The organism is Vibrio sp. OPT20 (assembly GCF_963889365.1).
Classification (GTDB): domain Bacteria; phylum Pseudomonadota; class Gammaproteobacteria; order Enterobacterales; family Vibrionaceae; genus Vibrio; species Vibrio splendidus.
Window position 1 is genome coordinate 109,978 of record NZ_CAWPOA010000041.1, and the last position, 7,479, is coordinate 117,456.

General features: G+C 44.0%; 10 protein-coding genes. 9 read left to right on the plus strand and 1 reads right to left on the minus strand.

Going from position 1 to position 7,479, the window contains the following annotated elements; genetic code table 11:
• Positions 1-4 precede the first annotated feature (4 nt).
• Positions 5-982, minus strand: a complete 978-nt coding sequence (locus tag AACR09_RS09045) for a WD40 repeat domain-containing protein (protein WP_026012360.1) — start codon at positions 980-982, stop codon at positions 5-7.
• Positions 983-1,113: 131 nt separating this feature from the next.
• On the opposite strand from AACR09_RS09045, the gene fkpA reads away from it, so the two are divergent.
• The 9 genes from fkpA to AACR09_RS09090 all read left to right on the plus strand — a co-directional run.
• Complete coding sequence (gene fkpA / locus AACR09_RS09050) at positions 1,114-1,890, plus strand: FKBP-type peptidyl-prolyl cis-trans isomerase (RefSeq protein ID WP_004729852.1); 777 nt, start codon at positions 1,114-1,116, stop codon at positions 1,888-1,890.
• A gap of 205 nt (positions 1,891-2,095) precedes the next feature.
• Positions 2,096-2,821 carry a helix-turn-helix transcriptional regulator gene (locus tag AACR09_RS09055; protein ID WP_004729851.1) on the plus strand — a complete coding sequence of 242 codons (726 nt, stop codon included), beginning with the start codon at positions 2,096-2,098 and terminating at the stop codon, positions 2,819-2,821.
• A complete protein-coding gene (tusD, locus tag AACR09_RS09060) occupies positions 2,815-3,204 on the plus strand; it encodes a sulfurtransferase complex subunit TusD (protein ID WP_017083781.1) in 390 nt (129 codons plus the stop codon). Before AACR09_RS09055 ends, tusD begins: the two co-directional genes overlap by 7 nt.
• Positions 3,201-3,557: a sulfurtransferase complex subunit TusC gene (tusC, locus tag AACR09_RS09065; protein ID WP_017085994.1), complete on the plus strand. Its 357-nt coding sequence runs from the start codon at positions 3,201-3,203 to the stop codon at positions 3,555-3,557. The genes tusD and tusC overlap by 4 nt, the downstream gene beginning before the upstream one ends.
• 8 nt (positions 3,558-3,565) lie before the next feature.
• On the plus strand, positions 3,566-3,841 hold the full coding sequence (gene tusB, locus AACR09_RS09070) for a sulfurtransferase complex subunit TusB (RefSeq protein WP_017083779.1): 276 nt from the start codon (positions 3,566-3,568) through the stop codon (positions 3,839-3,841).
• A 181-nt stretch (positions 3,842-4,022) separates the two neighbouring features.
• A complete protein-coding gene (rpsL, locus tag AACR09_RS09075) occupies positions 4,023-4,397 on the plus strand; it encodes a 30S ribosomal protein S12 (RefSeq protein ID WP_012604917.1) in 375 nt (124 codons plus the stop codon).
• A gap of 103 nt (positions 4,398-4,500) precedes the next feature.
• Positions 4,501-4,971, plus strand: a complete 471-nt coding sequence (rpsG, locus tag AACR09_RS09080) for a 30S ribosomal protein S7 (protein ID WP_017073678.1) — start codon at positions 4,501-4,503, stop codon at positions 4,969-4,971.
• Between the two features lie 166 nt (positions 4,972-5,137).
• Positions 5,138-7,234 (plus strand): elongation factor G, encoded by a 2,097-nt coding sequence (gene fusA / locus AACR09_RS09085; protein ID WP_193834818.1) that lies wholly within the window; start codon positions 5,138-5,140, stop codon positions 7,232-7,234.
• 146 nt (positions 7,235-7,380) lie between these two features.
• Positions 7,381-7,479 (plus strand): GTP-binding protein (locus AACR09_RS09090; RefSeq protein ID WP_135300427.1); only part of this gene is annotated, 99 nt, incomplete at its 3' end.

Below are 7,479 nucleotides of genomic sequence, written 5' to 3' on the forward strand. Positions count from 1 at the left end.
GTTCTTAATCCACATTCCAAGCTTGGGCGATGCCCGCAGAGGTGCCCGATATCACACGGTTCTTTTCATCAAAGGCTGCATCATACACTACCGCACGGGGAGGGCGAGCATCTTTTAATGGCTCGGCATCGTGACGAGAAATGCGTTTTCCATCTTGAGTATTCCACACACTCACTTGGCTTGATGGCGTACCTGTCACCAACATACTGCCGTCGTCAGAAAAGCGAGCACTCGAGAATATCAGCTGTCGAGACCAGCTCTGCAATTGCGCTTGAGGTTCACCTGTTTCCAAATTCCAGATCATCGCTTGGTTGCCGCCATCGGAAGTAAAAGCCAATTCTCCATCCCGTTGTAGTGCAACTCGTACTACTCTTTGTTCATGCTCGAAGGTACGTAACACCAAGCCTGATTCGGTATCCCAAAGATAAGCTTTGTAGTCGTTGCCGCCTGATAATGCGTAGCGGCCATTAGAAGAGAGGGAGACTGAATTAACTTTTTCTCGGTGAGCAAGGAACTCAAGACGGCGTCCGGTGACTAAGTCCACATAGATAGCTTTGCCATTAGACAGGCCAAGTAAGACTTTTTCACCATTGCTGGATATGTCGACATCGCGAATTAAGCCATCGGAAATAGACCAAAGCCCTTCAGCTTGAGTCCAAGACAGGTCCCAAACGGCGAAATTCATCTGGCTGGCGGTAATCGCAAAGCGGCCGTTGTCCGAGATGCGGATACGCGATACTTGGTTTTCTGATTGATCTTGTGGGCCGAGTTGAGCGAGTTCTTTATCTTGGACGAGGTCCCAGAGTAACAGTTGTTTTTGCTGAGAGTAGAGCAGGGCGAAACGTCCATCTCTGCTTAGGGCAAAGCTGGTGGCACCATTGGGTTCAATTTCCCAACGTTGCTCATCATCTTGAAAGAAAAAGCAACCATTTAACAAGGTGATGACAATCGTACATAGCAATGAGTGGAAAAATATTCGCATCACATCTAATAATCCGGTTTGTGTCGAAAGACATATGACTAGTATATTGTTATAACTAACGTATTCACACCAATCTAATCATTAGATTTGTGCACAATAACCAATGGCTTGGCCATTAATTGGAGAATTCAATGAAATCAGTTTTAAAAGTATCACTGCTTGCCGCAACGGTTATGCTAGCAGTTGGTTGTCAGAAAGAAGAACCAAAGGCAGAAGCTCCACAGGTAGAAGAAGCTAAAGTTGCAGCAGTAAACTTTAAAACAGAAGATGACAAAGCGGCATACGCAATCGGTGTATCTTTCGCGAACTACCTAAGCACAAGCATTGATAAGCCAAGCGAGCTAGGCATTAACCTAGACAAAGATATGGTTCTTCAAGGTATCGAAGACGTATTCGCAGAGAAAACAGCACTTAACGAAGAAGAAACTCGCGCAGCTCTTGAAGCTCTAGACAAGCGTGTTGCAGAAACAATGCAAGCACAAGCGGCAGAAAAATCTGCAGAAGTGAAGAAAGCCGGTGATGATTTCCGTGCTGAGTTCGCTAAAACTGAAGGCGTTAAGCAAACTGAATCTGGTCTACTTTACCAAGTAATGACGGCTGGTGAAGGTGCTTCTCCAAAAGACACTGATACCGTTCAAGTACACTACAAAGGTACGCTAACAGACGGTACTCAGTTCGACAGCTCTTACGATCGTGGCGAACCAGCAACATTCCCACTAAACCGCGTAATCCCAGGCTGGACTGAAGGCGTACAACTGATGCAAGTTGGTTCTAAGTACAAGTTCGTTATCCCGCCAGAGCTAGCATACGGTGAGCAAGACACACCGACTATCCCTGCTAACTCAACGCTAGTATTCGAAGTTGAACTACTTAAAATTGATAACGCTGAAGCGGCTCCTGCTCAGTAATATCAGCTAAAAGTTTTATTCTAAAATACGTTGATTGAATAAAAAGCCTAACTTTGAGTTAGGCTTTTTTTATGATTTGAAGGTGAGTATTTGATTTTTAAACTTGTTCTAAATCACTAGTTGCAATGTTAGCTAGGTGTGCAATTAAAATTTTCTGATAAACTTACATAAATTTGTTGATTTTTCACACGAAGGTAAGGAATAAGTGACTACTACAGAAACAGTCAATGCAGATGTGTTACTTGAAATGGAATCAGTCCACGTTATGCCATTCAGTGAACACGATAAAATCATTCTAAGATCTTATGAGGCCGTGGTTGACGGTATTGCGAGTCTTATCGGTCCGTTTTGTGAAATCGTTTTACACTCTTTAGAAGACCTCAATACTTCTGCGATTAAAATTGCCAACGGCGAAAATACAGGTCGTCAGGTTGGTTCGCCGATCACCGATCTCGCATTGAAGATGCTGAAAGATATTGAAGGTTCTAAGCGTAACTTCTCACGTTCATACTTTACTCGCGCTAAAGGCGGAGTATTGATGAAGTCGATCACGGTTGCTATCCGCAATGGTGAAGACCGAGTGATTGGTTTGTTGTGTATTAACGTAAACTTAGATGCACCATTCTCACAAGTACTGCAATCTTTCATGCCTACGCAAGATGCGGACGAAGCAGCATCATCAGTAAACTTTGCGAGTGATGTGGAAGAGCTTGTCGACCAGACGGTTGAACGCACCATTGAAGAAATCAATGCCGACAAATCAGTATCGAACAATACTAAGAACCGTCAAATCGTGATGGAGCTTTACGACAAAGGTATTTTCGATATTAAAGACGCGATTAACCGTGTTGCTGAGCGATTGAACATCTCTAAGCACACCGTATACCTATACATCCGACAACGTAAAACAGAGGATGAAGAGGGTTGTTAAGCTATACACTTTTAGTGAATGGACCGGTCTACGGTTCACAGTCGGCAAGAAGTGCTTACCAGTTTGCAGTGGCTCTTATTAATCAGGGCCACAAACTTCACAGTGTATTCTTCTATCAAGATGGCGTCAGTAATGGCTCTGACCTTACCGTACCTGCTAATGATGAATTCGACCTGGCTTCCGCTTGGCAAAAACTGGCGGATGAGCACAATGTTAGCCTTGAAACGTGTGTTGCTGCTGCGCTTAGACGCGGAGTGATCAGCACGGATGAAGCAACGCAACATCAATTGAGTGCATCTAACTTGGCGGCTGGGTTTACCCAAGCTGGGTTAGGGAGCTTATCTGAAGCACTTTTGACGCAAGATAGGGTTGTACAGTTTTGAGTAAATTGGCTTTTGTATTTAACACTTTTCCTCATACGACGGCAGCGGGCAGAGAAGGGCTAGACGCACTGCTAGCGGCTTCAGCCTATAGTGAAGACATTACCGTGTTCTTTGTCGGTAATGGCGTTACACAGCTTCTCAAGGCTCAACAGCCTGATGAATCCCTATCACGTGACTATATTTCTGCATTCAAGCTTATGGACCTCTATGACATCGAGCAAGTTTACGTGTGTCAACATAGCCTCAATCAGTTTGGTCTCTCGACCGATAACTTACTGATCGATGTGACTGCGCTAGAAGTGAATGAGTTGACGCAGAAGTTAGCTCAGAGCCAAAAAATACTGACTTTCTAGGGAACGTTATGCTTCATATTGTAAAATCAGTAGACAAACTCAAGCTTGCATTGGCGTACTCGCAACAAAAGGATCACATCCTTTTGGTTGAAGATGCGGTGTATGTTTGCCTTCCAAATCATGAGTTATTCAATCAAATCTCAACCGTTGAACATGTGTCGGTATTAAAAACAGATCTCGATAGCCGAGGTTTACAACAACTTGCTTCAAGCACTCTGGATCAAGTGGACTTCGACGGATTCGTCAAACTAACGGTTTTGAACGACAAATCAGTAACTTGGTAGCTGCGTTTTATCAGTATGGTTAAAAAAAGACCATCCTGAGCTCTAGACGGCTAAAAAAGATCTGTATATTTCTTGACACACATCCCACTGCTGAATAGAATTTTGCGTCCCTATTTACACTATGTGTAATAGGGCTAGATTTTTCATCAAGCTTACTTTCAAGTAAATCAGGAGCTAGTTAATGGCAACTATTAACCAGTTGGTACGTACTCCTCGTGTAAAGCAGGTTGTTAAAAGCAACGTGCCTGCACTAGAAGCGTGCCCACAAAAACGTGGTGTATGTACTCGCGTATATACTACTACTCCAAAAAAACCGAACTCAGCACTACGTAAAGTATGTCGTGTTCGTCTAACTAACGGCTTTGAAGTTACTTCATACATCGGCGGCGAAGGTCATAACCTTCAAGAACACAGTGTTGTTCTTATCCGTGGTGGTCGTGTTAAAGATTTACCAGGTGTGCGTTACCACACTGTTCGCGGTGCACTTGACTGTGCAGGCGTTAACGACCGTAAGAAAGGTCGTTCTAAGTATGGTGTGAAACGTCCTAAGTCTTAATGCGTCTTTTTTAAAAAGAAAGCGTTAAGTAAGGCCAAACACTATTTATTTATTATTCTGAAAAGTTTTGGAAAAAACCTGAAGAAGACAACGGAGAAATTCCATGCCACGTCGTCGCGTAATAGGCCAGCGTAAGATCCTTCCAGATCCTAAGTTCAAATCTGAATTGCTGGCAAAATTCGTTAACATCCTTATGGTTGACGGAAAAAAATCTACTGCAGAGAAGATTGTTTACACTGCACTAGAAACTATGGCTGAGAAATCTGGTAAAGATCACTTAGCTGTATTTGAAGAAGCTCTTGAAAATGTTCGCCCAGCGGTAGAAGTTAAATCTCGCCGTGTGGGTGGTTCAACTTACCAAGTACCTGTAGAAGTTCGTCCGGTTCGCCGTAACGCTCTTGCTATGCGTTGGGTAGTTGAAGCTGCGCGTAAGCGTGGTGAAAAATCTATGGCTCAACGCCTAGCTGCTGAAATGCTAGACGCGTCTGAGAACAAAGGTACTGCGGTTAAGAAACGTGAAGACGTTCACCGCATGGCTGACGCAAACAAAGCGTTCGCACATTACCGCTGGTAATACCTTTTTAGTGCTGCAAGGTTCCTTGCAGCACTTCTTTAGTTCCTATGCTTATGCTAGGAACTATTGCTATTTCTAGGGCAAGCACTTTTTAGCGAAGCATCGCTTTTAACGCATAATCTAGACATAGCAATAGTCCCTAAGTCTCTAATAAGAGGATTCAACCGTGGCTCGTAAAACTCCTATAGAGCAATACCGTAATATCGGTATCGTTGCTCACGTAGATGCAGGTAAAACAACCACAAGTGAACGTATTCTGTTCTATACCGGTCTTTCTCACAAAATCGGCGAAGTTCACGATGGTGCAGCAACCATGGATTGGATGGAGCAAGAGCAAGAGCGCGGTATTACGATCACTTCTGCAGCAACCACTACGTTTTGGCGTGGCATGGAAGCTCAGTTCTCGGACCACCGTATCAACATCATCGACACTCCTGGACACGTTGACTTCACAATCGAAGTAGAACGTTCTCTGCGTGTACTTGATGGTGCAGTTGTTGTGTTCTGTGGCTCGTCTGGTGTTGAACCTCAGTCAGAGACAGTATGGCGTCAAGCTGATAAGTACCAAGTTCCACGTATGGTTTTCGTTAACAAAATGGACCGTACAGGCGCAGATTTCTTGCGCGTAGTTGAACAGATCAAGGACCGCCTAGGCGCAACCCCTGTTCCAATTCAACTGAACATTGGTGCTGAAGAAAACTTCCAAGGTGTTGTCGATCTTCTCAAGATGAAGGCAATCAACTGGAACGAAGCTGACCAAGGAATGACTTTCACGTACGAAGATATTCCTGCAGACATGCAAGAAATGGCTGAAGAATATCGTATCGAACTTGTTGAAGCTGCTGCAGAAGCAAATGAAGAGCTGATGGATAAGTACCTTGAAGAAGGTGAATTAACAGAAGCTGAAATCAAGCAAGGTCTTCGTATTCGTACCCTTAATAATGAAATCGTACTTGCCACTTGTGGTAGTGCATTCAAAAACAAAGGTGTACAAGCTGTTCTAGATGCAGTGGTTGACTTCCTTCCTTCTCCAGTCGATGTACCGGCAATTAAAGGTATTGATGACGACGAGAATGAAATTGAGCGTCACGCGGACGACAAAGAACCGTTCTCAGCGCTAGCATTTAAAATTGCAACAGACCCATTTGTTGGTACTTTAACTTTCATCCGTGTTTACTCTGGAGTTGTTGAAAGCGGTAAAACAGCTTACAACTCTGTGAAGAAACAACGTGAACGTTTAGGGCGCATTGTTCAAATGCACTCAAACAAACGTGAAGAAGTAAAAGAAGTACGAGCAGGTGACATCGCAGCCATTATCGGCCTTAAAGATGTTACTACTGGTGAAACTCTATGTGATCAGAACCATAAAATCGTTCTTGAGCGTATGGAATTCCCAGATCCAGTTATTCAGATCGTTGTAGAGCCTCGCTCTCAAGCTGATCAAGATAAAATGACTATCGCTCTAGGTAAACTAGCAGCAGAAGACCCATCATTCCGCGTTGATATGGATGCGGAAACTGGCCAGACACTGATTTCTGGTATGGGCGAACTACACTTAGATATCATCGTTGACCGTATGAAGCGTGAATTTAACGTCAACTGCAACGTTGGTAACCCGCAAGTAGCTTATCGTGAAACGATTCGCGGTACTGCGAAAGCGGAAGGCAAATTTATCCGTGAGCATGGTGGTAAAGGTCAGTACGGTCACGTATGGCTAAAACTTGAACCATCAGAAGCTGGCGAAGGCTTTGTCTTCGTTGATGAAATTGCCAACGGTATCGTACCTAAAGAGTTTATCGCTTCGGTCGCTAAAGGCGTTGAAGAGCAGATGAACAATGGTGTACTTGCTGGCTATCCAGTTTTGGATATCAAAGCTACACTATATGATGGTTCTTACCATGAAGTAGATTCAAGTGAGATGGCGTTTACAATCGCTGCCTCTATGGCTTTCAGATCGGGTGCACTTGAAGCGCAACCGGTTCTGCTTGAGCCTATGATGAAAGTTGAAGTAACTACTCCAGAAGACTGGATGGGTGACGTTGTTGGCGATATTAACCGTCGTCGCGGCATCATCGAAGGTATGGACGAGGGGACAGCTGGCCTGAAGATAATTCGTGCACAAGTTCCGTTGTCTGTCATGTTCGGTTACGCAACTGATTTACGTTCTGCGACACAAGGCCGTGCTTCTTACTCTATGGAGTTTAGTGAGTACGCTGAAGTGCCTAACAATGTTGCAAAAGCAATCATTGCAGAGCGTGGTTAAACAAAAGGGACGCATTTTTTTCATTTTTTGAAAGATCAATGCGTCCAAATATTGCGCTAACGAGAGTTGGCGCATAAAATAGCAATTTCTGGCGCGTCTCGCTCAATAATGAACGTGGCGAATCATAACTAGGAAGGAACACGATTGTGTCTAAAGAAAAATTTGAACGTACGAAACCGCACGTAAACGTTGGTACTATCGGCCACGTTGACCACGGTAAAACAACTCTAACTGCTGCTATCTGT

Bases quoted from the DNA above. Each gene is read 5' to 3' on its own strand.
- tusB (WP_017083779.1), top strand. From the start codon at position 3,566: ATGCTTCATATTGTAAAATCAGTAGACAAACTCAAGCTTGCATTGGCG.
- fkpA (WP_004729852.1), top strand. From the start codon at position 1,114: ATGAAATCAGTTTTAAAAGTATCACTGCTTGCCGCAACGGTTATGCTA.
- AACR09_RS09045 (WP_026012360.1), bottom strand. From the start codon at position 982: ATGCGAATATTTTTCCACTCATTGCTATGTACGATTGTCATCACCTTG.
- rpsG (WP_017073678.1), top strand. From the start codon at position 4,501: ATGCCACGTCGTCGCGTAATAGGCCAGCGTAAGATCCTTCCAGATCCT.
- rpsL (WP_012604917.1), top strand. From the start codon at position 4,023: ATGGCAACTATTAACCAGTTGGTACGTACTCCTCGTGTAAAGCAGGTT.